This window comes from Streptomyces sp. NPDC107562, from assembly GCF_055657325.1.
Map to the genome: position 1 here is coordinate 220909 of NZ_JBVKBE010000008.1, position 25773 is coordinate 246681.

The window sequence follows — 25773 nt, forward strand, 5'->3', positions numbered from 1 at the left end:
AAGGCCTCGTCGGGCTAGAAGAGCCCCGTGTCGGCGAAGCGGAGGACCAGCTGCGGGGCGCCGGACAGTCCGACGGCGAGGACGGCGGTCAGCGCGATCGCGGCCGTGAGGGGGGCCGGTACGAGATGCCTGGCGGGCTCTGCGGCAGGGGCGCGGAACAGCAGGGCGGTCCACTGGAGGTAGTAGTACAGGGCGATCACCACATTGACGGCCATCACCACGGCGAGCCAGCCGAGCCCCGCGTCGACGGCCGCGGAGAACACGGTGACCTTGGCGAACAGACCGATGACGCCGGGCGGCAGTCCGGCAAGGCACAGCAGGAAGAAGCCCAGCAGCAGCGCGGTCACGGGGTTCGAGGCGTACAGGCCGCGGTAGTCGCTGACGCGGTTGAGGGTCTTGGTGCGGCCCACCAGTGCGGCGACCGCGAAGGCGCCCAGGTTCACGGCGGCGTACATGAGCGCGTAGGCGACCGTGGAGCCGATCGAGTGCTCGGGGTCGCCGGAGTACGCGGCGGCGGCGATCGGCACCAGGAGATAGCCGGCCTGGCCGACGGAGGACCAGGCGAGCAGACGGACCGCGCTGTACGCGCGTGTGCTGCGCTGCCGGAGGGCGCCGACGTTGCCGACGGTCATGGTGAGCGCGGCCAGGGCGGCGAGCGCGGGGCCCCAGACGTCGGCGTACGAGGGGAAGGCGACGACGGTCACGAGGATCAGCCCGGAGAAGCCGACCGCCTTGCCGACCACCGACAGATAGGCCGCGACCGGCAGCGGGGCGCCCACATAGGTGTCGGGCACCCAGAAGTGGAAGGGCACGGCGGCCGTCTTGAAGGCGAAGCCGACGAGGGTCAGGGCGACGCCGGTCTGCGCGAGGGTGTGCAGCTGACCGTCGACGCCTTGGATGCGGTCGGCGATCTGGTGCAGATGAAGGGACCCGGTCGCCGCGTACACGAAGCTGATGCCCATGAGGCTGACGGCGGTCGCGGTGACCGACGAGAGGAAGAACTTCAGGGCCGCCTCCGAGGACTTCCGGTCGCCGAGCCGGATGCCGACCAGGGCGAACGCCGGAAGCGAGGCGACCTCCAGGGCGACGATCAGCGTCGCGAGGTCGCGCGAGGCCGGCAGGAGGGCGGCGCCGGCCGCGGAGGAGAGCAGCAGGAACCAGAACTCCCCCTCGGGCAGTCCCCTGCGCGCGTCCTTGAGGGCGGTGACCGACAGCAGGGCGGCCAGGAGGGCGCCGCCGAGGACCAGGAACTGGATGACGAGCGTGAACCGGTCCGCCACGTAGCTGCACACGTCGGCGTCGCCGGTCAGGCAGAAAGTGGCGCGGTCGCCGTCCAGGAGCGGCAGCAGCAGGAGCGTGGACACGGCGAGACCGGCCACGGACACCCATCCGAGGAGCGCCTTGCGGGCGTCGCCGACGAACAGGTCGGCGACCAGGACGCCGAGGGCGACCACGGCCGCGACGGTGGGCGGCGCGATGGCCGCCCAGTCGACGGACTGGACCAGGGACACGGCCGGCGACTGGGCCAGGGAGCTCATCGGGTGCCTCCTGAGAGGAGCTGCTGCACGGCCGGGTCGGTCAGACCGAGGAGGACCTTCGGCCAGAGTCCGGCGACGACGGTGAGGGCGACCAGCGGGGTCCACGCCGCGTATTCGTACATGTGGACGTCGGCGAGCCGGGGCGCCTCCTGCGGCACGACGCCCATGCAGACCCTGCGGACCACGACGAGCAGGTACGCGGCGGTGAGCAGGGTGCCGAACGCGCCGATCGCCATGAAGGTGAGGAACGCCGGGCGGCTGAGGCCCGCGGCGGGCTGGAAGGCGCCGAACAGCGCCAGCATCTCTCCCCAGAAACCGGCGAGACCGGGCAGACCGAGGGAGGCGACGGCGGCGAAGGCGAGCAGGCCGCCGAAGCGCGGCGCCTTGCCGTACAGCGCGGCCCCGGTGCCGTCGGCGAGGGCGTCGAGGTCGGTGGTGCCCGTGCGATCCTTCAACGCGCCGACCAGGAAGAACAGCAGGCCCGTGATCAGGCCGTGGGCGATGTTGGCGAACAGGGCGCCGTTCACACCGGTCGGCGTCATGGTGGAGATGCCGAGCAGGACGAAGCCCATGTGACCGACGGAGGAGTAGGCGATCAGGCGCTTGAGGTCGCCCTTCGCGCCCTGCTTGGCGAGCGCGAGGCAGGCCAGTGACCCGTAGACGATCCCTACGACGGCGAAGGCGGCGAGACAGGGGGCGAAGGTGCGAAATCCGTCCGGCGCCACCGGCAGCAGAATCCGGACGAATCCGTACGTACCCATCTTCAGCATGACGCCGGCCAGCAGGACCGAACCGACGGTCGGAGCGGCGGTGTGGGCGTCGGGCAGCCAGCTGTGCAGCGGCCACATCGGCGTTTTGACCGCGAGCCCGATCCCGATCGCCAGAACGGCGATGACCTGCACGGATGTGGTCAGCGACCGGCCGTTGTCAGTGGCGAGTGCCACCATGTCGAATGTGCCCGCGGTGATTCCGATCAGCAGCAGGCCGAGCAGCATGACCACGGAACCGAGCAGCGTGTAGAGGATGAACTTCCAGGCGGCCTGCGCCCGGCCCTCGCCGCCCCAGCGGGCGATGAGGAAGTACATCGGGATCAGGACCGTCTCGAAGGCGAGGAAGAACAGCAGCAGGTCGAGGACGGCGAAGGTGGCGAGGGTGCCGGACTCCAGGACGAGCAGCAGGGCGACGAAGGCCTTCGGCCCCGGTCCCGCAGGCATCTTGAAGTACGAGTAGAGCGCGCACAGGAACGTCAGCAGCGCGGTCAGGACGACAAGGGGGAGGGAAATGCCGTCGACACCGAGGTGGATCCGCACGTCGAGCGCGGGGATCCAGCTGATGTCCGTGCTCGCCTGCATCTTCGACGGCTGGTCGTGGTCGAAGCCGAGCGCCAGCACGATCGCGGCGAGCAGGACGACGCCGGTCACGGTGACGCCGTGCCGCAGCACCGCCTGCTCCGGCGACTTCCCCTTCAGTCCGGGCGGCGCCGGCAGCAGAGCGGCGACGGCGCCGAGGAGCGGCCCGACGACGACGAACGCCAGGAGGAACTGCATCACGGACTCGTTGATATCGATCACGCCTGCTCACGCTCCCGTGGCGACGAGGACGACGGCGACCACCAGGACGACGGTGCCGGCGAGCAGCGCGCTCACATAGGTCTGCACGTTGCCGGTCTGGGCGCGCCGGACGGCGGCCCCCAGCCAGCGGGGCAGGGCGCCCGCCCCGCGTACGTAGGTGTCGACGACCTCGCGGTCGAGGAACCGCACCAGAGCGGCGCCGCCCTGGACCGGGCGGACGAACAGCGCCGAGTAGAGGGCGTCCAGGTGGAAGCCGGCGGCGGCGTGCCGGTGCAGCGGGCCCAGCAGCAGGCGCCCGGGATCCGCCGGGTCGGGTGCGTGGGCCACGTCGCCGTAGGCGGGTTCGTGGGTGGCGATCGCCTCGGCCTCGACCTGTCCGGCGTCGCCCTCCGGGTGGGCGGCGACCGCGCCGATCGGGACCCGGGCAGCGCGGGCGCTGGTGTGGCGCCAAGCGGCATAGGTGACCAGGCCGCCGATCAGGGCCAGCCCCGTGCCCAGCACGGACGTGGTGAGTGTCGGGGTCAGCTCGCCGCCGTCGAACCAGCCGGGCAGCGACTGGTACGCCAGGCCGCCGAGGGCCAGGGACGGGGCGGCCAGCACCCAGAGCACCACGGTCATCGTCAGCGGCTGCCTGCCGTGGTCGGGCACCTCGGGCCCGCGTCCGCGGAAGGCCAGCAGCCACAGGCGCATGGCGTAGGCGGCGGTGAGCAGGGCCGTGAGCAGGCCGGCGACCAGGACGATCCAGCCCGCGGCGCCGGGCACGTCCGGGGTGTGCCCGGTCGTGACGTGCTCGGCGGCGCCGAGGACGGCCTCCTTGGAGAAGAAGCCGCTGAAGGGTGGGATCGCGGCGAGCGCGAGGAGCGCGACGGTCATCGTCCAGTAGGCGTCGGGGACCCGGTCGCGCAGGCCGCCCATGCGGGACATGGCGGCCAGTGAGTTGGTGCCGGCGGCGTGGATGACCACGCCCGCCGCGAGGAACAGCAGCGCCTTGAAAGCGCCGTGGGACAGGAGGTGGAAGACGGCGGCGCCCCGGTCGGCGACGGCCAGCGCGCCGGTCATGTAGCCGAGCTGACCGATCGTCGAGTAGGCGAGGACACGTTTGATGTCGTCCTGGGCGAGCGCGGCGACCCCGGACCCGGCCATGGTGACGGCGGCCGTCACGGCGAGGACGACCATCGCGGCCGCGGAGGCCTGGAAGACGGGGAGGAGCCGGGCGATGAAGTAGACACCGGCGGCGACCATCGTCGCCGCGTGGATCAGCGCGGAGACGGGAGTGGGGCCCGCCATCGCGTCGGGAAGCCAGGTGTGGAGCGGGAACTGGGCCGACTTGCCGGCCACACCGGCCAGGAGCAGCAGGGCGATCGGCGTGGGGTGGTCGAGCCCGCCGTCCGCGACCGTCTTGAGCACCTGCGTGATGCGGAACGACCCTGCGTCGACGGCCAGCGCGAACAGGCCGATCAGGAAGGGGACGTCACCGAGCTTGGTGACCAGGAACGCCTTGATCGAGGCGGCGCGGGCCTCCGGGGTCTCCCAGTAGTGCCCGACCAGGAAGTAGGAGCAGATGCCCATGACTTCCCAGCCGACCAGCAGCACGATCAGGTCGCCCGAGTACACGACGAGGAGCATCGCGGAGGTGAACAGGGAGACGAGCGCGGCGTACGAGGGATAGCGGGGGTCGTCCTGGAGGTAGCCGGTCGAGTAGATCTGCACGCAGAGCGCGACGAACACCACGAGGACGGCGACCAGGGCGGCGAAGCCGTCGATGTACAGGGCGAGTTCGATCGGGATCGACCCGGTGGGCGTGAGCTCGGTGGCGGAGGTGACGGCCTCGTCGCCGCTCTGCCGTACGGCGACGAGCACGGCGAGCACGAGCGAGGCGAGCGTCGGCAGGACGGCGATCGGACGGACGAAGCCGGGGGCCGTGCGGCCGAGGAACAGCCCGGCGGCCGCGCCCAGGAACGGAAGGAGAGGAACGAGGTAGGCGAGGGTGGTCGTGGTCACGCGGTGGCCTCAGCCTTCTCGGCGTCCGGCCCGGCCGCGCCGGCCTCGCCGTCGGGTCCGTCGGTCTCGTGGCCCTCGGCGGTGTCGCGGAGCTTGTCGATGTCCGAGGTCCCGCGGTTGCGGTGGACGGCGAGGACGATCGCGAGGCCGATGCCGATCTCGGCGGCCGCGATGGCGATGGTGAACAGGGTCAGGGCCTGGCCGGAGTGCAGGGTCTCCTGGGCGGTCCTGCTGAGCCAGACGTCGAAGGCGACCAGGTTGAGGTTGACGGCGTTGAGCATCAGCTCGACCGACATCAGGACCAGGATCGCGTTGCGGCGGGCCAGGACGCCGTACAGGCCGGTGCAGAACAGGAGGGCGGAGAGCACGGCGGGATAGGCGAGGTGCATCAGCGGGCACCGCCCTTGTCGCTTTTGGTGCCGGGCACCGAGGGGCCGTCGGCGGAGGTGGTCGTCGCGGCGTCGGCCTTCGCCTTGCGCGACAGGACGATCGCGCCGACCAGCGCGGCGAGGAGGAGGACGGAGAGGGCCTCGAAGGGGAGGACCCAGTTCTGGAAGAGGGACTTGCCGGTGACCTCGGTGGATCCGGCGGGGGCGCCGTCCAGGTCGATCCAGGTGGTGCGGAAGGCGTCGACGACCACCCAGACCAGGGCGACGGCCGAGGCGACGGCCACGGCGAGTGCGGCCCAGCGGTTGCCCGAGTCGGCGTCCGGGGAGCGGCCGATGGGGGCCCTGGTGAGCATCAGGCCGAAGAGGAGGAGGACGACGACGGACCCTACGTAGATCAGCACCTGCACCCAGGCGATGAACTCGGCGGTGAGCAGGAGGTACTCGACGGCGAGGCCGCCGAGGGTGACCACCAGCCACAGGGCTGCGTGCACCAGCTGCCGGGTGGTGACGGTGACGATCGCGGCGCCGAAGGTGACCACGCCGACGAGCAGGAAGGCGATTTCGACGCCGGTCGGGGAGAGGAATCCGTGCGAGGTGGCGGCGAGGTGTGCGTGGTGGGCCGCGGCCGGGGTCACGAGGCTCCTCCCTGGGGGTCGGTGGGCTCGGCGGGCCCGGGCGGGGCCGCCTCGGCCTCGGCCGTCGCCGCCAGCTTCTCGGCGGTCTTGCGGGCGGCGGCGATCTCCTTCGGTTCCTCCGCGCCCGGGTCGAGGGCCGGCGGGGCGGGCACCGTCCACATCCACTCGCGGAGCTTGTCGCGCTCGTGGGTGAGGTCGCGGATGTCGGTCTCGGCGTACTCGAACTCCGGGGACCAGAACAGCGCGTCGAAAGGGCAGACCTCGATGCAGATACCGCAGTACATGCACAGCGCGAAGTCGATCGCGAACCGGTCGAGGACGTTGCGGCTGCGCTCACGGCCGCCGGGGGCGGCGGGCGGCACGGTCTCCTTGTGGGAGTCGATGTAGATGCACCAGTCCGGGCACTCCCGGGCGCACAGCATGCAGACCGTGCAGTTCTCCTCGAACAGGCCGATCACGCCGCGGGTACGGGGCGGGAGGTCGGGCTCGACGTCCGGGTACTGCTCGGTGACGGACTTCTTCGTCATCGTGCGCAGGGTGACGGCCAGGCCCTTGGCCAGACCGCTGCCGGGAAAACGGGACCGGGTGGGCGGGAGAGACTCGGCCATGGCTACCGGATCACCACCTTGACGATGCCGGTGAGGGCGATCTGGGCGAGGGAGAGGGGGACGAGAAGGGTCCAGGACAGCTTCTGGAGCTGGTCCTCGCGCAGCCGTGGGTAGGTGACGCGGAGCCAGATCACGAGGAACGCGAGGACGGCGGCCTTCAGCAGCGTCCACACCCAGCCGAGTCCGTCGGCACCCCAGGGGCCGTGCCACCCGCCGAGGAAGAGGACGGTGGTCAGGCCGCACAGGACGACGATCCCGGCGTACTCGGCGAGCAGGAACAGGGCGAAGCGCAGGCCCGTGTACTCGGTGTACGCCCCGAAGATGATCTCCGAGTCGGCGACCGGCATGTCGAACGGCGGGCGTTGGAGCTCGGCGAGCCCCGCCACGAAGAAGACGATCGCTCCGACGATCTGCCAGGGCAGCCACCACCACTCGAAGGCGTCGAGGATGCCGGTCAGGGAGACCGTGCCGGCGGCCATGGCGACGGAGGCGGCGGCGAGGAGCATCGGCAGTTCGTAGGCGAGCAGCTGGGCCGCGGTGCGCAGGCCGCCGAGGAGGGAGTACTTGTTGGCGCTGGCCCAGCCGGCCATCAGGGAGCCGAGGACGCCGACGCCCATGACGGCGAGCACGAAGAAGATGCCCGCGTCGATCACCACGCCCACCGCGCCCTCGCCGGGGCCGATGGGGATGGCGAGCAGGACCAGCAGGTACGGGAGGAGGGCCACGGCCGGGGCGAGCTGGAAGATGCGACGGTCCGCGCCCGCGGGGACGACGTCCTCCTTCTGCGCGAACTTCACGCCGTCCGCGACGAGCTGGGCCCAGCCGTGGAAGCCGCCGGCGTACATGGGGCCGAGGCGGCCCTGCATGTGGGCCATCACCTTGTGCTCGGTCTGTCCGACGATCAAGGGGAAGGTCAGGAAGACGACGAAGACGACAAGGAGTCGCAGGGCGACGTCGAGCACGTCGTTCACGGCCGGCCTCCTGACGGGTCGGACTTCTGCTCGTCCTCGTCCGCGTCAGCGTCAGCGTTCACGCCTTCTTCCTCGACCCGGTCCTCGGGCTCGGGCGTCGCGGTCTCGTCGAAGGCGGGGCGGGCGTGGTGCCACGGGGCGTCGGAACTGCGCGAGGTGGCTGGGCGGGTGGGCTGCTGCGCCGTCGGCTCCTGTGCGGCGCGCTGCGAGGCGGAGCCTTCGGACGCGCTGCGGGCACGGCGCGGACGGGGGCCGGCAGGGGCGGCCGGGGCGTCGGTGCCCGGCTGCGCGGCGGCCTCGGCGCCTTGCCCGGCCCGTGGACCCTCCGTACCGCCGGCTGCCGGCGCACGGGGCGTGTCCTCGGCGGCCTCAGAGACCTTCGCACGCTGCGAGGCCGACCCCTCGCCGACGCTGCGGGCGCGGCGCGGCGCGGCCGTCGAGGGCGGGACCTCAGCGGGCGGGACTTCCGTGGGCGGGGCCTCCGTGGGCGGGGCCTCAGCGGGCGGGGCCTCCGTGGGCCTACCGGTGGAGCCCTCCGCCGCGGTGCGGGTCCGGCGTGCGGGGCGGTCGCCCGCGGCGCGAGCGGGGCCGCGGGCCGGGCGGGCGGGGGCCGCGGGAAGCCGACCCTTGAGGGGACCCCATTCGTTGGGGTCGGGAACGCCCGGCGGCAGCATCTGGCGGCGCTTGGGCCCGCCGTGCTCGGACTCGCCTGGCTCCTTCGCGCCGGGCCAGGCCTTGACGACGCGGGCGGCGAGGACGAAGTCCTTGCGCAGGGGGTGGCCTTCGAAGGTCTCCGGCAGCAGGAGGTGGTCGAGGGCGGGGTGGCCCTCGAAGCCGACGCCGAACATCTCGTGGGTCTCGCGCTCGTGCCAGCCGGCGCCCGCGAAGACCTCGACGGCGGAGGCGAGGACGGGCGCCTCGTGGGGGACGGTGGTGCGCATCAGCAGGCGGCGCACCGGGTCGAGGGCGACCAGGTGGGCCGAGACGCGGAAGCCCGTGCCGGGTTCGTCGACGGCGCTCAGCCAGTCGAAGAAGGTGCAGCCGAGGGTGTCCCGTGCCGTGCGCAGGGCGGCGGTCCAGGACGCGGGCGGTACGTCGACGGTCAGGACCTCGTACGACTCCTCGGCCGTGGCCTCCAGGCCGAAGAGGTCCTCGGCGGGCGCGGGAAGCCAGCCGACCGTGCCGTTCATCGGGCCTCCCCCCTGCCGGTGGCGTCCGTGGCCGGCGGGAGGACGAGGCCGCTGCGCAGGGCCGCCGCCGACGGACGAGCGGAACCGTACCGCTCCTCCAGCGACTCGCGGGCGATCTTCTCCTGGAGCTTGAGGATGCCCTGGAGCAGCGCCTCGGGGCGGGGCGGGCAGCCGGGCACGTAGACGTCGACGGGGATGATCTGGTCGACGCCCTTGGTGACGGAGTACGAGTCCCAGTACGGGCCACCGCAGTTGGAGCAGGCGCCGAAGGAGATGACGTACTTCGGCTCGGGCATCTGTTCGTAGAGGCGCTTGACGGCGGGCGCCATCTTGTCCGTGACCGTGCCGGAGACGACCATCAGGTCGGCTTGGCGGGGGCCCGGCGCGAACGGGATGACACCGAGACGGATGAAGTCGTGCCGGGCCATCGACGCGGCGATGAACTCGATGGCGCAGCAGGCGAGTCCGAAGTTGAAGACCCACAGCGAGTAGCGGCGACCCCAGTTGAGGACGACCTTCATCGGCTCGGGGGCGAGGCGCGCGAGGGCGCCTAGGCGCTTCGGCTCGGGAAGCAGCACGGGCTCCGCGGCGGTGCCGGGCCGCCCCGCGTCCGCGGCAGGCGCCGAAGGAGTCGTTTCCGGCGTCACGTCCATGCCAGGACACCCTTCTTGTATGCGTAGAGCAGGCCCACGGCAAGGAAGCCCAGGAAGATGAACATCTCGACGAGGGTCGTCGCTCCGTATCCGGGGGCGGCGAAGACCGTGGCCCACGGGAAGAGGAAGATCGAGTCGATCGCGAAGATCACGTAGAGGAAGGCGTAGACGTAGTAGCGGACCTGGGTGTGGGCCCAGCCCTCGCCGACGGGGTCGACGCCGCACTCGTAGGTGAGGAGCTTCTCGGGGGTGGGCACGACGGGCCGCAGCAGCCGCCCCGCGCCGAAGGCGACGGCGACGAACAGCACGCCGACGGCGGCGAGCAGTCCGACGACCGAGTAGGACTGGAAGTACTCCGCCGCGATGACGGCGGTCGGTTCGACGGTCGGTTCCCGCACGTCCGTCCCTCGCTCCCCTGGCCTCGACCTCATGGCTGTTCGAGTGGCCTTCCGGCCTCGCGACGTCACGCCATCGTTCGACGATCTGTACGCAACGTGAGTCTAGGGCCTGTTAAAGAGGCGGTAAGCAGCCCATCGAGGCCCGGCGGGGCAGGGGTGGGGTTTTCCCCCGCAGAACGTGGCGGCGCACCTCATGGCGCCGACGCCCGCCGCCGGGCACGCTGGCCCATGTGACCGAACACTTCCCGTCCGCGACCGCGCCGGCGGCCGTCCGAGACACGGACCGTCTGCCGCCGGCCCGGTTCGCCTACGACAGGCACACCTGGAAGGAGATCGCGCATCTCCTGGCGAATCTGCCGGCGTCCCTGCTGGGCTTCGTCTACGTCGTCACCATGCTGTCCGTCGGCGCCTTCCTGACCGTCACGGTGATCGGCTTCCCGCTGCTCGCCGCGGGTCTGCTGGGCGCCCGGCAGCTCGGCAGGCTGGAGCGGGCCCGGGCCCGCACGCTGCTCGGGGTGCGCGTGGACGAGCCGAGCCCGCTGCCACGCCGGGGCGCGGGCGGCTTCCTCCCCAGGCTGTGGATGGCGCTGAAGGACCCGGTGGGCTGGCGGACCGCCCTGTACGACTTCATCCGGCTGCCCTGGGGCATCCTCACCTTCACGCTCACGCTGACCTCGCTGTTCGTACTGTGGCCGGTGCTGCCGTTCATCGCGCGGGGCCTGGCCAACGCGGACCGGGCGATGGTGCGCGCGCTGCTGTCGCCCTCCGACGAGCTGGAGCGGCGGATCGCCGAGCTGGAGTCCGACCGGGGGGTCGTGGTCGACACGGCCGCCGCCGATCTGCGGCGCATCGAGCGCGATCTGCACGACGGGGCGCAGGCCCGCCTGGTCAACCTGGCCATGGGCCTCGGTCTGGCCAAGGAGAAGCTGCTGGAGGACCCCGAGTACGCGGCGGCGATGGTCGACGAGGCGCACGGCGAGGTGAAGCTGGCGCTCCAGGAGCTGCGGGACCTGGCGCGCGGCATCCACCCGGCGGTCCTCACCGACCGCGGCCTGGACGCGGCCCTGTCCTCGGTGGCCTCCCGGTGCACGGTGCCGGTGAAGGTGACCGTCGACCTGGAGGCCAGGCCCGCCGCGGCGATCGAGGGCATCGCCTACTTCACCGTCTCGGAGCTGCTGCAGAACGTCAGCAAGCACAGCGCGGCGAAGTCCGCGTCCGTGGACGTGTGGCGTACCGAGGAACGGCTCCTCATACAGGTCGCCGACGACGGCCGGGGCGGCGCCGCGCTCGACGGCGGTACGGGCATGCGGGGGCTGGCGGAGCGGCTGGGCGCCGTCGACGGGCTGTTCGTCGTCGACTCCCCGGCGGGCGGCCCCACGGTCGTCACCGCGGAACTGCCCTGGCGGGACCGGCAGCGCTGAGGGCGGGACCCGCGAGGCGGGGGTAGGGAAAACCCCCCGCCCAAGATGCCGACGGCCTCCATGGTCCGCGGCTCCCGGGTCCAGCAGGGTGGGACCACGACAGACACGGCAGACCGACAGGAACGGGGACCACGCCCATGGCCACGGAGTACGGGCACGGCTACGGACGCCCGAGGGCGACGTCCGACCGGGGTGCGCGGCGGAGCGCGGGGCGGCGGTCCCGGCTGCCGGCCGGACTGCGGGCGCCTTTCGAGGGCCGCACCTGGCGCGAGTTCGCCTATGTGCTGCTCAGCCTGCCGATCAGCGTGCTGATGTTCACGTACGCCGTGACGATGGTCTCGGTCGGTGCGGGTCTGCTGGTGACGTTCCTCGGGATACCGGTGCTGGCGGCGGGGCTGGCCGGCTGCCGGGGCCTCGGCTCGCTGGAGCGGGCGCGGGCGCGCGGACTGCTCGGGCTCGACGTCGCCGACCCGGAGCCGCTGCGGATGCGCAGGAGCGGGCTGACGGGGTGGATGGGCGCGGTCCTCAAGAGCGGCTCGTCCTGGCGCCACCTGCTGTACTCGGTGCTGCACTTCCCGTGGGCGGTCTTCTCCTTCGTCGTCGCGGTGAACTTCTGGGCGTACGGCTGGGCGCTGCTGACGTATCCGCTCTGGTACTGGGTCTTCCCGATGTACGGCGGCCAGGACGGGTTGCAGCTGTACGGCGACGAGACGCACCGGATCTACCTGGACAACCCGTTCGAGATCACGGTGACGGCGCTGGTGGGGCTGTTGTTCACGCTGGCCACGCCGTGGATCGTGCGGGCCCTCACGCTGGTGGACCGGCTGCTGGTGCACGGGCTGCTCGGACCGTCGCGGCTGGCGACGCGGGTGGTGGAGCTGGAGTCGGACCGGGGGGTCGTGGTCGACACGGCCGCCGCCGATCTGCGGCGCATCGAGCGCGACCTGCACGACGGGGCACAGGCCCGGCTGGTGGCGCTGGCGATGGACCTCGGGCTGGCGAAGGAGAAGCTCGCCGAGGACCCGCGGGCGGCGGCGCGCATGGTGGACGAGGCGCACGGCGAGGTGAAGACGGCTCTCCAGGAGCTGCGGGACCTGGCGCGCGGCATCCACCCGGCGGTCCTCACCGACCGCGGCCTGGACGCGGCGCTCTCCTCGGTGGCCTCCCGGTGCACGGTGCCGGTGCAGGTGGACGTCGACCTGGCGTCACGGCCGGCCCCCGCGACAGAGGGCATCGCCTACTTCACGGTCTCCGAGCTGCTGCAGAACATCAGCAAGCACGCGCGGGCCACCTCGGCGACGGTGGACGTCTGGCGGTCCGAGGACCGGCTCATGCTGCAGGTCACGGACGACGGCGTGGGCGGGGCCGCGGCCGGCGCGGGCAGCGGTTCCGGACTGGCGGGGCTCGCGGAGCGGCTGGACGCGGTGGACGGCATCCTGGTGGTCGACTCCCCCGCGGGCGGCCCGACCCGCGTCACCGCGGAACTGCCCTGGCGCGGCTGAGCCGTCACCGACACATGGAGCAGGCCCCCGCACCCACCCCACCCCCTGGCAAAACCTGGAATGCTTGACGGGTCTTTGGGGCGTAGTCGAGCAACGGGGGGCCGAGGATCGTGGAGGACAGGGTGCGGGTGGTCATCGCCGAGGATTCGGTGCTGCTCAGGGAGGGCCTGACCCGGCTGCTCACCGACCGCGGGCACGACGTCGTCGCCGGCGTCGGTGACGCGGAGGCGTTGATCAAGACCATCGCGGAGCTGGACGCCGAGGGCGCTCTGCCCGACGTCGTGGTCGCCGACGTGCGGATGCCGCCGACGCACACGGACGAGGGCGTCCGGGCGGCGGTGCGGCTGCGCAAGACCCATCCGGGACTCGGCGTGCTGGTGCTGTCCCAGTACGTGGAGGAGCGCTACGCCACCGAACTGCTGGCCGGTTCCAGCCGCGGCGTGGGCTACCTGCTGAAGGACCGGGTGGCCGAGGTGCGGGAGTTCGTGGACGCGGTCGTCCGGGTGGCCCAGGGGGGTACGGCCCTCGACCCGGAGGTCGTGGCGCAACTGCTCGGACGCAGCCGAAAGCAGGACGTGCTCGCGGGGCTCACCCCGAGGGAGCGGGAGGTCCTGGGGCTGATGGCCGAGGGCCGCACCAACTCCGCCATCGCCAAGCAACTGGTGGTGAGCGACGGCGCGGTCGAGAAGCACGTCAGCAACATCTTCCTCAAGCTGGGGCTGTCCCCGAGCGACGGGGACCACCGCCGCGTCCTCGCCGTGCTCACCTATCTGAACTCCTGAGTCCCCGTATCCGCACCGGTCGCAGCGGCCTCGGGGAGGACCCGTACGGCGCATTCGAACGGGATGCGGGGAGCTGCTCGGGCAGGTAATCATCATGCGAATGGCCGAGGGCTGGCGAGCCGTCCAGTCGTAGGGTTGGTGCTGGGAGGACCCTGTGGGGTCGGTCCCCGACAGCGCCTCGAAGGAGGTCCAGTTCAGTGACGAGCCAGGTCAGTAGCCCAGCGGAGCAGGCCGACGGAGCGGTCGTGGGAGAGCAGCGCAAAGCGGCCGGCGTCAAGGACGTCCGCCGTCTCGACCGAGTGATCATCAGGTTCGCGGGGGACTCGGGTGACGGTATGCAGCTCACCGGTGACCGTTTCACCTCGGAGACCGCGTCGTTCGGCAACGACCTGTCGACGTTGCCGAACTTCCCCGCCGAGATCAGGGCGCCCGCCGGGACGCTGCCGGGCGTCTCGTCGTTCCAGCTGCACTTCGCCGACCACGACATCCTCACCCCGGGTGACGCGCCGAACGTGCTCGTGGCGATGAACCCGGCGGCGCTGAAGGCGAACGTGGAGGATCTGCCGCGTGGTGCGGAGATCATCGTCAACACGGACGAGTTCACCAAACGGGCGATGCAGAAGGTCGGCTACGGGACCAACCCGCTGGAGGACGGTTCGCTCGACGGGTACCAGCTGCATCCGGTGCCCCTGACCACGCTGACGGTGCAGGCGCTGAAGGACTTCTCCCTGTCCCGCAAGGAGGCCGAGCGCAGCAAGAACATGTTCGCGCTGGGTCTGCTGTCGTGGATGTACCACCGGCCGACCGAGGGTACGGAGAAGTTCCTGCAGTCGAAGTTCGCGAAGAAGCCGGACATCGCGGCGGCGAACATCGCGGCGTTCCGGGCGGGCTGGAACTTCGGGGAGACCACGGAGGACTTCGCGGTCTCCTACGAGGTCGAGCCGGCCGCGAAGGCGTTCCCGGTGGGCACGTACCGCAACATCTCGGGGAATCTGGCGCTGGCCTACGGGCTGATCGCGGCGAGCAGGCAGGCGGATCTGCCGCTGTTCCTGGGCTCGTACCCGATCACGCCGGCCTCCGACATCCTGCACGAGCTGAGCCGGCACAAGAACTTCGGGGTGCGCACCTTCCAGGCCGAGGACGAGATCGCGGGTGTCGGCGCGGCGCTCGGTGCGGCGTTCGGCGGCTCGCTGGCCGTGACCACCACCTCCGGCCCCGGAGTGGCGCTCAAGAGCGAGACGATCGGGCTGGCGGTGTCGCTGGAGCTGCCGTTGCTGGTGGTGGACATCCAGCGGGGCGGCCCGTCGACGGGTCTGCCGACCAAGACCGAGCAGGCCGATCTGCTGCAGGCGATGTTCGGGCGCAACGGTGAGGCGCCGGTGCCGGTCGTGGCGCCGCGGACCCCGGCGGACTGTTTCGACGCGGCACTGGAGGCGGCGCGGATCGCGCTGACGTACCGCACGCCGGTGTTCCTGCTCTCGGACGGGTACCTCGCCAACGGTTCCGAGCCGTGGCGGATCCCGGAGCTCGACGAGCTGCCGGACCTGACCACGCAGTTCGCGCAGGGCCCGAACCACACGCTGGACGACGGCAGCGAGGCGTTCTGGCCCTACAAGCGGGACCCGCAGACCCTCGCCCGTCCCTGGGCGATCCCGGGCACGCCGGGTCTGGAGCACCGTATCGGCGGCATCGAGAAGCAGGACGGCACCGGGAACATCTCCTACGACCCGGCCAACCACGACTTCATGGTCCGCACCCGGCAGGCGAAGATCGACGGCATCGACGTCCCCGACATCGAGGTCGACGACCCCGCCGACGCGAAGGTCCTGGTCCTGGGCTGGGGGTCCACCTACGGTCCGATCACGGCGGCGGTACGGCGGCTGCGCGCGGCCGGGCTCCCCGTGGCACAGGCGCATCTGCGGCACGTGAACCCGTTCCCGAGGAATCTCGGGGACGTGCTGGCGCGTTTCGACAAGGTGGTGATCCCCGAGATGAACCTCGGTCAGCTCGCCACGCTGATCCGGGCGAAGTACCTGGTGGACGCCCGCTCGTACACCCAGGTCAACGGCATGCCGTTCAAGGCCGAGCAGCTGGCCACGGCGCTGAAGGAGGCCATCGATGGCTGAGACGTCCCTGGAAGGCACCGGCACGATCGAAGCGCTCTCCCTGGTGCCCAAGGCCGCGGGCAGGCAGTCCATGAAGGACTTCAAGACGGACCAGGAGGTCCGCTGGTGCCCCGGCTGCGGTGACTACGCGATCCTCGCCGCGGTCCAGGGCTTCATGCCCGAACTGGGTCTGGCCAGGGAGAACATCGTCTTCGTCTCCGGCATCGGCTGCTCCTCGCGCTTCCCGTACTACATGGACACGTACGGGATGCACTCCATCCACGGCCGCGCCCCCGCCATCGCCACCGGCCTGGCCGCCTCCCGCCGCGACCTGTCCGTCTGGGTCGTCACCGGCGACGGCGACGCGCTCTCCATCGGCGGCAACCACCTCATCCACGCCCTGCGCCGCAACGTCAACCTCAAGATCCTGCTGTTCAACAACCGGATCTACGGGCTGACCAAGGGCCAGTACTCCCCCACCTCCGAGGTCGGCAAGATCACTAAGTCGACCCCCATGGGTTCGCTGGACGCCCCCTTCAACCCGGTGTCCCTGGCCCTGGGCGCGGAGGCCTCCTTCGTCGCCCGCACCGTCGACTCCGACCGCAAACACCTCACCGAGGTCCTGCGTGCCGCGGCCGCCCACCCCGGCACCGCGCTCATCGAGATCTACCAGAACTGCAACATCTTCAACGACGGCGCCTTCGACGCCCTCAAGGACCAGCAGCGGGCCGAGGAGGCGGTCATCCGGCTGGAACACGGCCGTCCGATCCGCTTCGGCGCCGACGCCGCCCGCGGCGTGGTGCGCAACCAGCGGACCGGCGATCTCGAGGTCGTCACCGTGACGCCGGAGAACGAGGAGCAGATCCTCGTGCACGACGCCCACGCCGACTCCCCGACCACCGCCTTCGCCCTCAGCAGGCTCGCCGACCCCGACACCCTGCACCACACCCCGATCGGCGTCTTCCGCGCCGTCGACCGCCCGGTCTACGACGCGGCGATGACCGACCAGCTCGACGCGGCCGTCGAGCAGAACGGCAAGGGCGACCTCGCCGCGCTGCTGGCCGGCGGCGACACCTGGACCGTCGTCGGCTGAACCCGGCCCACGACGCGACACCGGCCCGGGCTCAGGCCCGGGCCTTGTCGTAGGTCTCGCGCGCCTGCTCCACGTCCCCCATCCGCTGCTCCGTCCACAGCGCGAGCGCCCGCACCTGCTCCGCGGCCTCGCGGCCGAGGCCGGTGAGCGAATAGTCGACACGGGGCGGGATCACGGGGTGGGCGTCGCGGTGGACGAGCCCGTCCCGCTCCAGGGTCTGCAGTGTCTGGGTGAGCATCTTCTCGCTGACCTGCCGGATCTCACCGATCGCCCGGCGCAGCTCGCTGAAGCGGTGCGGGCGTTCCAGCAGCCGGATCAGCACCAGTACGCCCCAGCGGCTGGTCACGTGCTCCAGCACCAGCCGGTACGGGCACATCGCCTCACTCTCGGGCTTCCCCGCTCTTTCCGCCATGCCTGTACCTTACTTCAAAGTGGGTACTTTCCCAGAGTTAGTGCCCCTCCTAGGGTGAGTGTCAACCCCCTGACACACGCACTCCGCGGAGGAGCCCACCATGAGCATCGTCGTCACCGGAGCCACCGGACACCTCGGCCACCACGTCGTCGAGCAGCTGCTGCAGAAGGTGCCGGCCGACACGGTCACCGCCGTCGCCCGTGACCCCGAGAAGGCCGCCGGCCTCGCGGAACACGGGGTGCGGATCGCGCTCGCCGACTACAACGCGCCCGCGACCTTCGACGGCCTCTTCGCCGCCGGCGACAAGGTGCTGCTCATCTCCGGCAACGAGTTCGACAAGGGCCGCGTCTCCCAGCACAAGGTCGTGATCGACGCCGCGCGGTCGGCCGGCGTGGCGCTGCTCGCCTACACCAGCGCCCCCGGCGGCCTGACGGCCGCGCTCGCCGACGACCACCGCGCCACCGAGGAACTGGTGCGGGCCTCGGGAGTGCCGTACGTGCTGCTGCGCAACGGCTGGTACCACGAGAACTACACCGAGAACCTCGCCCCGGTCCTGGAGCACGACGCGGTGGTCACCGCCGCCGGTGAGGGCCGGGTCGCCTCCGCCTCGCGTGCCGACTACGCGGCCGCCGCCGTGGCGGTGCTGACGGGGGCGGGCCACGAGAACCGGACCTACGAGCTGAGCGGTGACGAGGCGTGGGGGTTCACGCAGTACGCGGCCGAACTCAGCCGGCAGACCGGCAGGGACATCGCCTGCACCCCGGTTCCGGTCGAGGCCTACCAGGACATCCTGACCGCCGCCGGGCTGCCCGGGCCGCTCGCCGCGATCCTCGCCGGGGTGGACGCGTCCATCGAGAAGGGCGAGCTGGCCGTGCGCACCGGCGACCTCTCCCGCCTGGCCGGACGTCCGACCACCCCGCTCTCCGAGGCCATCGCCACGGCCCTCAAGGGCTGACCCCGCACCACCCTCTCCGCCCGTCATGACCGTATGGCGATACGGCCATGACAGGCGGGGGTGGTCGGCGCTACCTTCGTGCGGTGGGCTGGAGCGCGAAGGAGAAGCCGGTGTCCGGAAAGTCGAGGGGCGAGAGCCGCATAGGCCTGCTGAACGGCTTCGCGGCCTATGGGATGTGGGGGCTCGTCCCCCTGTTCTGGCCGCTGCTGAAGCCCGCAGGCTCGGTGGAGATCCTCGCCCACCGGATGGTGTGGTCGCTCGCCTTCGTCGCCGTCGCGCTGCTGTTCGTACGGCGGTGGGGCTGGGCCGGCGAGCTGCTGCGCCAGCCGCGCCGCCTCGGGCTCGTCACGGTCGCCGCGGCCGTCATCACCGTCAACTGGGGCGTCTACATCTGGGCCGTGAACAACGGCCAGGTGGTCGAGGCGTCCCTCGGCTACTTCATCAACCCGCTGGTCACCATCGCGATGGGCGTGCTGCTGCTGAAGGAACGGCTGCGGCCGGTGCAGTGGGTGGCGGTCGGCGTCGGCTTCGCCGCCGTGGTCGTCCTCACCGTCGGCTACGGCCGCCCGCCGTGGGTCTCGCTGGTCCTCGCCCTCTCCTTCGCCACCTACGGCCTCGTGAAGAAGAAGGTGAACCTCAGCGGCCTGGAGTCGCTCACCGCGGAGACCGCGATCCAGTTCCTGCCCGCGCTCGCCTATCTGCTGTGGCTGAGCGGCCGGGGCGAGTCGACCTTCCACACCGAGGGCATCGGGCACGCGGCCCTGCTCGCCGCGACCGGGCTGGTGACCGCGCTTCCGCTGGTCTGCTTCGGCGCGGCCGCCATCCGTGTGCCCCTGACCACCCTGGGGCTGCTGCAGTACCTGGCCCCGGTGTTCCAGTTCGGGCTGGGCGTCCTCTACTTCCGCGAGGCCATGCCGCCCGAGCGCTGGGCCGGGTTCGCGCTGGTCTGGCTGGCGTTGACGCTGCTCACCTGGGACGCGCTGCGCACCGCGCGCCGGGCGGCCCGCAGGCTGAGGAGCGAGAGGAGGGTGCCGGCCACCACCATCGCGACCGGCACCGTCAGCGCCGCGCGGAACGCGGACAGCGTGCCCTCCGGGCCCGAGTCGGTCGTGGACGCCAGGCCGTAGACGGCGGTCACCGCGGAGATCCCGATCGCCGAGCCGAACTGTGTCGCGGTGTTGAGCAGTCCGCCCGCAAGACCCTGTTCCTCCTCCGCGACACCGTCCGTCGCCGCGATGGTCAGCGGCCCGTACGCCAGCGCGAACGCGGTGCCCGCGATGATCAGCGTCGGGAACATGGCGGCGTACGACCAGTCCATCCCGAGCGGCAGGAACAGCGCGTAGGCGAGCACCGCCAGCACGAAGCCGCCGAGGATCACGCGGGCGTTGCCGAAGCGGGCCACCAGCTTCGGGGTGAGCGTCGGGGCGAGTACGGCGTCGCAGCCCATGACGACCAGGGCGATCGCGGTCTGGAGCGAGGACCAGCCGCGCAGTTCCTGCAGGTAGAGCGTCACCACGAACTGGAAGCCGAAGAAGGCGCCCACGAAGAGCAGCGCGCCGAGATCCGCGCGCACCACGGAGCCGTTGCGCAGGATGCCGAGCCGGACCAGCGGCACCGCGGAGCGCCGCTCGACGGCGACGAAGGTGACCGCGAGCACCAGGGCGGTGCAGGCCGCGACGGCGGTGAGAGGCCAGCCCCGCAGACCGTGTTCCAGCCGTACGACGGTGTACGCGGCCAGCAGCATGGCGCCGGCGGCGGTGACCGCGCCGAGCAGGTCGAACCCGGCCGGCGTGACCGGCCGGGGTGGGGGTGTCCGGGGCAGCAGGCGCACCGCCGCGATCAGCAGGGCCCCCGCCAGCAGCACCGGCGCGAAGAACACCCATCGCCAGCCGATCGACGTGAGCAGCCCGCCGATGACCAGGCCCAGCGAGAAGCCGCCGGCGGCGGTGCCGGCGAAGACCAGCAGGGCCTGATTGCGCTGCGGGCCCTGCGGATACGAGGTGGTGATCAGCGACAGCGCGGCCGGGGTCATGAACGCCGCCGCGACACCGGTGACGAAGCGGGCCACGACCAGCATCCAGCCGTCGGTGGCGAACCCGCCCAGCCCGGAGAAGAGCAGGAAGACCGTCAGCCAGATCAGGAACATCCGGCGGCGTCCGAGCAGGTCCGCGGCGCGCCCGCCGAGCAGGGTGAAGCCGGCGTAGCCGAGGACGTACGCGCTCATCACCCAGGCCGCCGTACCGGTCGACAGCGCGAGGTCGGCCCTGATCGACGGGATCGCGACGGCCATCATCGCGACGTCGATGCCCTCCAGAAAGATCGTTCCGCACAGCACGAGCAACAGAGCCCAGGCGCGGGTGCCCATGGCAACACTCCAGGGGATAGGCAGGGGGCGGTTACCGGACGGAGGGTCGGTTCCCTCTTGTAACCATTGCCAGCCTGCGGCAGCATCGAGAGACATGGAAGTAGGCACTTCTAAGTCACCGAGTAACTGCGAGAGCACCGTGGACCACGGCGACGCCGATCCCTTCCAGTGGGACACCCGCGAGGGCTGCGAGGTACGGCAGATCCTCGACCGGGTCGCGGACAAGTGGTCGCTGCTTGTCATCGCCCTCCTGGAGAACCGCAGACTCCGCTTCACCGAGCTGCGCCGCGAGATCGACGGCGTCAGCCAGCGCATGCTGACGGTCACCCTGCGCCAGCTGGAACGGGACGGCCTGGTCACGCGCACGGTCCACCCCGTCGTACCGCCCCGCGTCGACTACGAGCTCACGCCTCTGGGCGGCACCCTGCACGCCACGATCCAGTCCCTGGTGCGGTGGACGGAGGAGCATCAGCGGGAGATCGCGGCCGCGCGGGCCGCGTACGACGAACGGGAGGCTCAGGGCGCCGCCGGTCTATAACTGGGGGCATGACCGACAAGGCATCCACCACTGTTGTGCACTGGAAGCTCGTCATCGACGCCGACGACCCCCACGCGCAGGCCGACTTCTGGGCCGCCGCGCTGGGCTACGAGGTCGAGGACAACAGCGCCCTGATCGAACGGCTGCTCCAGCTCGGCGCCCTCCCCGTCGCCGCCACCGTGGACTTCCACGGCCGCCCGGCCTTCCGGGACCTGGTCGCCGTACGGCATCCCGACGATCCTCACGAGAAGGAGAGCGGCACCGGGCTGGGGCGGCGGCTGCTGTTCCAGCGCGTGCCCGAGCCCAAGGCCGGCAAGAACCGGCTGCACCTGGACCTGCATCCCGGGGAGGGGCGGCGCGCGGACGAGGTGGAGCGGCTGCGTGGCCTGGGCGCGAGCACGGTGCGGGAGGTCAGGGAGGCCGGCGGTGAATGGGTGGTGATGACGGACCCGGAGGGGAACGAGTTCTGCGTGCACTAGGCCAGGCCGGGGCGCCGGGGGTGCCGGACGGTGCCGGGGGTGCCGGGGGTGCCGGGGGTACCGGAAGGTGCCGGGGGCGCCGGAAGGTGCCGGGGGCGCCGGAAGGTGCCGGGGGTTCCGGGGGTTCCGGGGGTTCCGGGGTTCCGGGGTGCCCGCTCAGTCTCCGGACGCCCTGCCCGCCCGTGCGGTGAGACGGTCCATGCGCGCGTGGGCGGACTCCAGCTCCTCCACGTCCTCGGCGGCCGGACCGCCCTCCGCGGCCAACTCGGTCCACAGGGCGATCAGTTCACGCCCCAGCTCCAGGCCGAGCTCGGGATCGCGTACCGCCCGCCATGCCGTGGCCGCGCTCTGCACGTTCCCGTAGGCGCCCTCCGCGTCCCGCGTGCGGCGGTGACTGCGGGCCACGTCCAGGGAGAGCCGGAAGGCGCGGACCGGTTCGGCCGCCAGGTACGCGACGTACGCGGTGAGTTCCAGCAGCCGGAGCAATTCGGGGTGGTCGGGCGGCAGCGCGGCCGAGGCCTCCGCCAGGGCCTGCTCCGACACGGTCGCCGCGGTGTCTATGTGCCCCGTCTTCACGGCTTCGCCGATACGGGCCGTGGGCTCGGCGAGCAGGGCGGAGGTCGGGAGCGGAGTGACGTCCTGCGGCTCGAGGATGGCTTCGGCGACCGCGTCGAAGCCGCGGGGCGGCGTCGGCTTCGGATCCGGGTCGCGGCCCGCGCCGGAATCCGGCGCGACGAGCGGCTGCGGGTGCGGCCGCGCCTCCATGACGGGCGGCGGCCCGAACTCGCCCAGCGGCTGCGGCTCCTGAATGGCCCGCAGCCGGAACGTCGGCGCGGAGGTGGGCCCGGAGGCCGGCGGAGTACGCAGCGTCTGCGTGACGTTGTCCTCCGGAGGCTGGGCCGCGGGCCACACGGGCTCCTGGGGCGGCCGGGACGGAGGAGCCGCCTGGGGCGGCAGCGGCGGTGCGGCGGGCGACGAGGGGGACACGGCGGCCTGAGCGGTGCTAGGCGCCGACGGCGCGGCGGCCCTCGACCGGCTCGCCGACCCGGGCACGACAGCCTCCGGCTCCGCCGCGCCGGTCGGCACCGGATCCGCCGTGAAACAACTCGACCCGTCCGGGTGAACCTGAAGCGGTACGACGTACCCGATCCGCTCGTCGTGAACGGTGGCGAGGACCGGACGGCCGGTGGAGACGGCGATGCGGTGGAGGTGCTTCAGTACCGTCCGCTGCAGTTCCTCGCCGGGCACGGGAGCGACCGGGACACCACCGATCGAGGCGCTGACGGGCCCATCTGTGCCCGGCCCCGCGCCGGGGACGCGGACGTCGATCACCGCACCCGCACCCTGGTCCTGCTGTTCCCGCGTCTTGTCGCGGCCTGGTCGAGACATCGGTTCCCTCACTCGCCGGCGTCCACGCCTCGGCGGACCCTACCGTCGAGTCTCACCGATTTCGCCCGATACACGCGTCACCGAGGCGTCACAGCATCGTCCCAAGACCCGCGGCCCGACGCCCCACGGGGATCCGATCCCCGCCTCCGCACCCCGGCGGACACTGGACGGCAGCTTTATGCGTATGCATATACTGCACGGGCATTTAATCGTCGTGCGCCGCCTTTACGAGATCCACTGGGGGAACACCATGGACCGACGTTTTCTGTTCGTGCTGGGCAGCAGCCGCAGTGACGGCAACACCGAGATGCTGGCCCGCGCGGCCGCCGATCAACTCCCCGCCGGAGTCGGGCAGCAGTGGATCGACCTCGCCGCGCATCCCTTGCCCGACTTCGAGGACCTCCGTCACGACAGCGACCACGTCCGCCCCACGGAGGGCGACGTCGCACTGCTGCTCGACGCCACGCTCGCCGCGACGGACATCGTGATCGTCTCCCCGCTCTACTGGTACTCGGTGTCCGCGCACGTCAAGCGCTACCTCGACTACTGGTCGGGCTGGCTGCGCACCCCCGGCCTGGACTTCAAGGCGACGCTGGCCGACCGCACGCTCTGGGGCGTCACCGCGCTGGCGCACGAGGAGAGCGAGGTCGCCGACCCGCTGATCGGCACCCTGCGCAACTCGGCCGCGTACATGGGGATGCGCTTCGGCGGAGTCCTGCTCGGCAACGGCAGCAAGCCCGGTGACGTGCTGAAGGACACCGAGGCCCTGGCCCGCGCGAAGTCCTTCTTCGCGCAGGAGGCGCCGCTCGCGCGCTTCCCCTACGAGGCGGCGTAGCCCCTGGGCCCCACGGCTACGCGGTGACGTCCTTCGCCGTGAACCGCGCCCACGCGGCCGAGCCGAACACGGCGGCGTAGAGCGCCTGGAGGCCGAGGTTGCGCCTCAGCTCGTCCCAGAGGACCGGCTCGCGCATCAGGTCGGCGAAGGACAGCCAGTAGTGCGAGAAGAGGTACGGCTGTATCGCGTGCAGCTGGGGTATCTGGTCGAGGATCTGCACCGTGATCAACAGCCCGACGGTCGTCGCCATCGCCGCGACACCGCTGCTGGTCAGCGTCGAGACGAACAGGCCGAGCGCCGCCACGCCGACCAGTGAGGCGGCGACGACCAGGGCGATCAGCAGGGCTCTGGCCAGACCCTCGGCGAAGCCGATCCGTGTGCCCGAGATGGTCGTCAGGTCGCCCAACGGGAACAGCAGCGCCCCGACGGCCAGGGCCGAGACGGCGACCACCATGGTGGCCGCGAGGCAGAAGGCCATCGTGGTGGCGTACTTGGTGAGCAGCAGGCGCGTGCGTCCGGCCGGGGCGACCAGGAGGTACCGCAGGGTGCCGGCGCCGGCCTCACCGGCTATCGCGTCGCCCGCGACGACACCCACGGCCATCGGCAGGAAGAACGGCAGGGTCGCCGCGAGTGCGGTGAAGACGAGGAACAGGCCGTTGTTGGTGATCTGGGTGATGAACGCCGGGCCTCCGCCGCCACCGCCGGGGGAGGAGCCGTCGCTCGTCTCGATCTTCACGGCGATGCCGACCAGCACGGGCACGGCGGCCAGCACGCCGAGCAGCGCGAGGGTGCGCCAGCGCCGGAAGGTGATGCCGAGCTCGCTGCGCAGCAGACCGAAGGTCCACAGCGGGCCGCGGCGCGGCACGGCGGTCTCAGCCCGCGACATCGAAGCCCTCCCCCGTCAGCGCCACGAACGCGTCCTCCAGGGACGCCCGTTCCACCCCGAAGCCACGGACCCGCACGCCGGCCTCGACCAACGCGGCGTTCAGTTCCGCGAGTTCCCCCTCGGGCGGCTCCCCCGTCACCCGGTCCTCGCTGACCGACAGATCGCCGACCCCGCGCTCCTTCAGCACCCGGGCCGCGTCCCCCGTGTCCGGCGTGGTCACCACCAGCCGGCCCTGCGTGCCCGCCGCCAGGTCCGCCACCGCGCCCTGGGTGATCAGCCGGCCCTGCGCCATCACCGCGGCGTGCGTGCAGACCTGCTCGATCTCGTCGAGCAGGTGGGAGGAGAGGAACACGGTCGTGCCGTCGGAGGCCAGCTCCCGCACGAGGGAGCGGATTTCGCGCATGCCCTGCGGATCGAGCCCGTTGGTCGGCTCGTCCAGGACGAGCAGCCGACGCGGCTGGAGCAGGGCGGCCGCGAGGCCCAGCCGCTGCTTCATGCCCAGCGAGTAGGCCTTCGCCTTCTTGCCCGAGGCCGCCGCCAGACCCACCCGGTCCAGTGCCGCCGCGACGCGGGCGCGCCGGGTGCGGGGGTCGGCGGACGGGTCCGCGGAGTCGTAGCGCAGGAGGTTGTCGCGGCCGGAGAGGAAGCCGTACAGGGCCGGGCCCTCGATCAGGGCACCCACGTGCGGGAGCACGGCGCGCGTGGCGCGGGGCATGGGACGTCCCAGCACGTGCGCCGTGCCCGACGTGGGCTCGATCAGACCCATCAGCATGCGGATGGTGGTGGTCTTGCCGGAGCCGTTCGGACCGAGGAAGCCGAAGACGCTGCCCGCCGGGACGGTCAGGTCGAGACCGTCGACGGCGAGCTGCCCACCGCGGTAGCGCTTGGTGAGCGCGCGGGTGTGGATGATGCCCTCACCCGCGGCCTCCCGCCGCGAACCCGTGACGGACGTGTCGTCCATGCGGCCCCTCGATGCGTCGTCCCCGTACCGAACCCGCGCCGGCACCGAACCCCGGGCACGGCGCCCGGAGTCGGTGCCCGGAGTCGGTGCCCGCCC

General features: G+C 71.8%; 24 protein-coding genes and 1 pseudogene. 10 read left to right on the forward strand and 15 right to left on the reverse strand.

Annotated features, from left to right (window positions below; all coding sequences use genetic code 11):
- Positions 1-14: 14 nt before the first annotated feature.
- Genes ACZ7LV_RS23105 through ACZ7LV_RS23150 form a run of 10 tightly spaced genes read right to left on the reverse strand, consistent with a single transcriptional unit; the run spans position 15 to position 9987 of the window.
- Complete coding sequence (locus ACZ7LV_RS23105; RefSeq protein WP_471941753.1) at positions 15-1538, reverse strand: NADH-quinone oxidoreductase subunit N; 1524 nt, start codon at positions 1536-1538, stop codon at positions 15-17.
- Positions 1535-3109 carry a complex I subunit 4 family protein gene (locus ACZ7LV_RS23110; RefSeq protein WP_471941755.1) on the reverse strand — a complete coding sequence of 525 codons (1575 nt, stop codon included), beginning with the start codon at positions 3107-3109 and terminating at the stop codon, positions 1535-1537. Before ACZ7LV_RS23110 ends, ACZ7LV_RS23105 begins: the two co-directional genes overlap by 4 nt.
- Positions 3110-3115: 6 nt before the next feature.
- Positions 3116-5110, reverse strand: coding sequence for an NADH-quinone oxidoreductase subunit 5 family protein (locus tag ACZ7LV_RS23115; RefSeq protein WP_471941756.1), 1995 nt, complete (start codon positions 5108-5110; stop codon positions 3116-3118).
- Positions 5107-5499, reverse strand: a complete 393-nt coding sequence (gene nuoK / locus ACZ7LV_RS23120; protein WP_471941758.1) for an NADH-quinone oxidoreductase subunit NuoK — start codon at positions 5497-5499, stop codon at positions 5107-5109. The genes ACZ7LV_RS23115 and nuoK overlap by 4 nt, the downstream gene beginning before the upstream one ends.
- The gene (locus tag ACZ7LV_RS23125) at positions 5499-6134 is read right to left on the reverse strand and encodes an NADH-quinone oxidoreductase subunit J family protein (protein WP_471941760.1); all 636 of its coding nucleotides are present in this window, start codon (positions 6132-6134) and stop codon (positions 5499-5501) included. Before ACZ7LV_RS23125 ends, nuoK begins: the two co-directional genes overlap by 1 nt.
- Positions 6131-6742 (reverse strand): NuoI/complex I 23 kDa subunit family protein, encoded by a 612-nt coding sequence (locus tag ACZ7LV_RS23130; protein WP_471941761.1) that lies wholly within the window; start codon positions 6740-6742, stop codon positions 6131-6133. The genes ACZ7LV_RS23125 and ACZ7LV_RS23130 overlap by 4 nt, the downstream gene beginning before the upstream one ends.
- Before the next feature lie 2 nt (positions 6743-6744).
- Positions 6745-7713, reverse strand: a complete 969-nt coding sequence (locus tag ACZ7LV_RS23135; RefSeq protein WP_471941763.1) for a complex I subunit 1/NuoH family protein — start codon at positions 7711-7713, stop codon at positions 6745-6747.
- Positions 7710-8903, reverse strand: coding sequence for an NADH-quinone oxidoreductase subunit C (locus ACZ7LV_RS23140; RefSeq protein ID WP_471941765.1), 1194 nt, complete (start codon positions 8901-8903; stop codon positions 7710-7712). The genes ACZ7LV_RS23135 and ACZ7LV_RS23140 overlap by 4 nt, the downstream gene beginning before the upstream one ends.
- Positions 8900-9556: an NADH-quinone oxidoreductase subunit B gene (locus ACZ7LV_RS23145; protein WP_471941766.1), complete on the reverse strand. Its 657-nt coding sequence runs from the start codon at positions 9554-9556 to the stop codon at positions 8900-8902. Before ACZ7LV_RS23145 ends, ACZ7LV_RS23140 begins: the two co-directional genes overlap by 4 nt.
- Positions 9547-9987, reverse strand: a complete 441-nt coding sequence (locus ACZ7LV_RS23150) for an NADH-quinone oxidoreductase subunit A (protein WP_471941768.1) — start codon at positions 9985-9987, stop codon at positions 9547-9549. Before ACZ7LV_RS23150 ends, ACZ7LV_RS23145 begins: the two co-directional genes overlap by 10 nt.
- Before the next feature lie 197 nt (positions 9988-10184).
- Here ACZ7LV_RS23150 and ACZ7LV_RS23155 point away from each other — a divergent pair, with 197 nt between their 5' ends.
- From ACZ7LV_RS23155 to ACZ7LV_RS23175, 5 genes are all read left to right on the forward strand, one after another.
- The gene (locus ACZ7LV_RS23155; protein WP_471941770.1) at positions 10185-11375 is read left to right on the forward strand and encodes a sensor histidine kinase; all 1191 of its coding nucleotides are present in this window, start codon (positions 10185-10187) and stop codon (positions 11373-11375) included.
- Positions 11376-11512: 137 nt separating this feature from the next.
- Positions 11513-12877 (forward strand): sensor histidine kinase, encoded by a 1365-nt coding sequence (locus tag ACZ7LV_RS23160; RefSeq protein WP_471941772.1) that lies wholly within the window; start codon positions 11513-11515, stop codon positions 12875-12877.
- A 122-nt stretch (positions 12878-12999) separates the two neighbouring features.
- Positions 13000-13659 carry a LuxR C-terminal-related transcriptional regulator gene (locus tag ACZ7LV_RS23165; RefSeq protein WP_401680226.1) on the forward strand — a complete coding sequence of 220 codons (660 nt, stop codon included), beginning with the start codon at positions 13000-13002 and terminating at the stop codon, positions 13657-13659.
- Positions 13660-13856: 197 nt separating this feature from the next.
- On the forward strand, positions 13857-15785 hold the full coding sequence (locus tag ACZ7LV_RS23170; protein ID WP_471941774.1) for a 2-oxoacid:acceptor oxidoreductase subunit alpha: 1929 nt from the start codon (positions 13857-13859) through the stop codon (positions 15783-15785).
- A complete protein-coding gene (locus ACZ7LV_RS23175; RefSeq protein ID WP_401679575.1) occupies positions 15778-16857 on the forward strand; it encodes a 2-oxoacid:ferredoxin oxidoreductase subunit beta in 1080 nt (359 codons plus the stop codon). The genes ACZ7LV_RS23170 and ACZ7LV_RS23175 overlap by 8 nt, the downstream gene beginning before the upstream one ends.
- Before the next feature lie 31 nt (positions 16858-16888).
- On the opposite strand, the gene ACZ7LV_RS23180 is transcribed toward ACZ7LV_RS23175, so the two are convergent.
- Positions 16889-17269, reverse strand: coding sequence for a winged helix-turn-helix transcriptional regulator (locus ACZ7LV_RS23180; protein WP_471941776.1), 381 nt, complete (start codon positions 17267-17269; stop codon positions 16889-16891).
- Positions 17270-17369: 100 nt separating this feature from the next.
- Between ACZ7LV_RS23180 and ACZ7LV_RS23185 the strand changes: the two genes are divergently transcribed.
- Complete coding sequence (locus ACZ7LV_RS23185) at positions 17370-18224, forward strand: SDR family oxidoreductase (RefSeq protein ID WP_471941778.1); 855 nt, start codon at positions 17370-17372, stop codon at positions 18222-18224.
- Positions 18225-18334: 110 nt separating this feature from the next.
- Positions 18335-19351 carry an EamA family transporter RarD gene (gene rarD, locus ACZ7LV_RS23190; RefSeq protein ID WP_471941780.1) on the forward strand — a complete coding sequence of 339 codons (1017 nt, stop codon included), beginning with the start codon at positions 18335-18337 and terminating at the stop codon, positions 19349-19351.
- 80 nt (positions 19352-19431) lie between these two features.
- On the opposite strand, the pseudogene ACZ7LV_RS23195 reads toward rarD, so the two are convergent.
- Positions 19432-20685: pseudogene (locus ACZ7LV_RS23195) on the reverse strand (MFS transporter); the annotation flags it as partial.
- Between ACZ7LV_RS23195 and ACZ7LV_RS23200 the strand changes: the two are divergent.
- Both ACZ7LV_RS23200 and ACZ7LV_RS23205 read left to right on the forward strand, forming a co-directional pair.
- The gene (locus tag ACZ7LV_RS23200) at positions 20684-21127 is read left to right on the forward strand and encodes a winged helix-turn-helix transcriptional regulator (RefSeq protein ID WP_401679563.1); all 444 of its coding nucleotides are present in this window, start codon (positions 20684-20686) and stop codon (positions 21125-21127) included. The pseudogene ACZ7LV_RS23195 and the gene ACZ7LV_RS23200 overlap by 2 nt on opposite strands.
- Before the next feature lie 8 nt (positions 21128-21135).
- Positions 21136-21606 (forward strand): VOC family protein, encoded by a 471-nt coding sequence (locus ACZ7LV_RS23205; RefSeq protein ID WP_471941781.1) that lies wholly within the window; start codon positions 21136-21138, stop codon positions 21604-21606.
- Between the two features lie 156 nt (positions 21607-21762).
- Here the strand turns inward: ACZ7LV_RS23205 and ACZ7LV_RS23210 are convergent, their stop codons facing one another.
- Positions 21763-22995 carry a tetratricopeptide repeat protein gene (locus tag ACZ7LV_RS23210; RefSeq protein WP_471941783.1) on the reverse strand — a complete coding sequence of 411 codons (1233 nt, stop codon included), beginning with the start codon at positions 22993-22995 and terminating at the stop codon, positions 21763-21765.
- 250 nt (positions 22996-23245) lie between these two features.
- Here ACZ7LV_RS23210 and ACZ7LV_RS23215 point away from each other — a divergent pair, with 250 nt between their 5' ends.
- Positions 23246-23830, forward strand: a complete 585-nt coding sequence (locus tag ACZ7LV_RS23215; protein WP_471941965.1) for a flavodoxin family protein — start codon at positions 23246-23248, stop codon at positions 23828-23830.
- A gap of 16 nt (positions 23831-23846) precedes the next feature.
- Here the strand turns inward: ACZ7LV_RS23215 and ACZ7LV_RS23220 are convergent, their stop codons facing one another.
- Together ACZ7LV_RS23220 and ACZ7LV_RS23225 are read right to left on the reverse strand one after the other, a co-directional pair.
- Positions 23847-24716 (reverse strand): ABC transporter permease, encoded by an 870-nt coding sequence (locus tag ACZ7LV_RS23220; protein WP_471941785.1) that lies wholly within the window; start codon positions 24714-24716, stop codon positions 23847-23849.
- Positions 24703-25677 carry an ABC transporter ATP-binding protein gene (locus ACZ7LV_RS23225; RefSeq protein WP_471941787.1) on the reverse strand — a complete coding sequence of 325 codons (975 nt, stop codon included), beginning with the start codon at positions 25675-25677 and terminating at the stop codon, positions 24703-24705. The genes ACZ7LV_RS23220 and ACZ7LV_RS23225 overlap by 14 nt, the downstream gene beginning before the upstream one ends.
- Positions 25678-25773 lie beyond the last annotated feature (96 nt).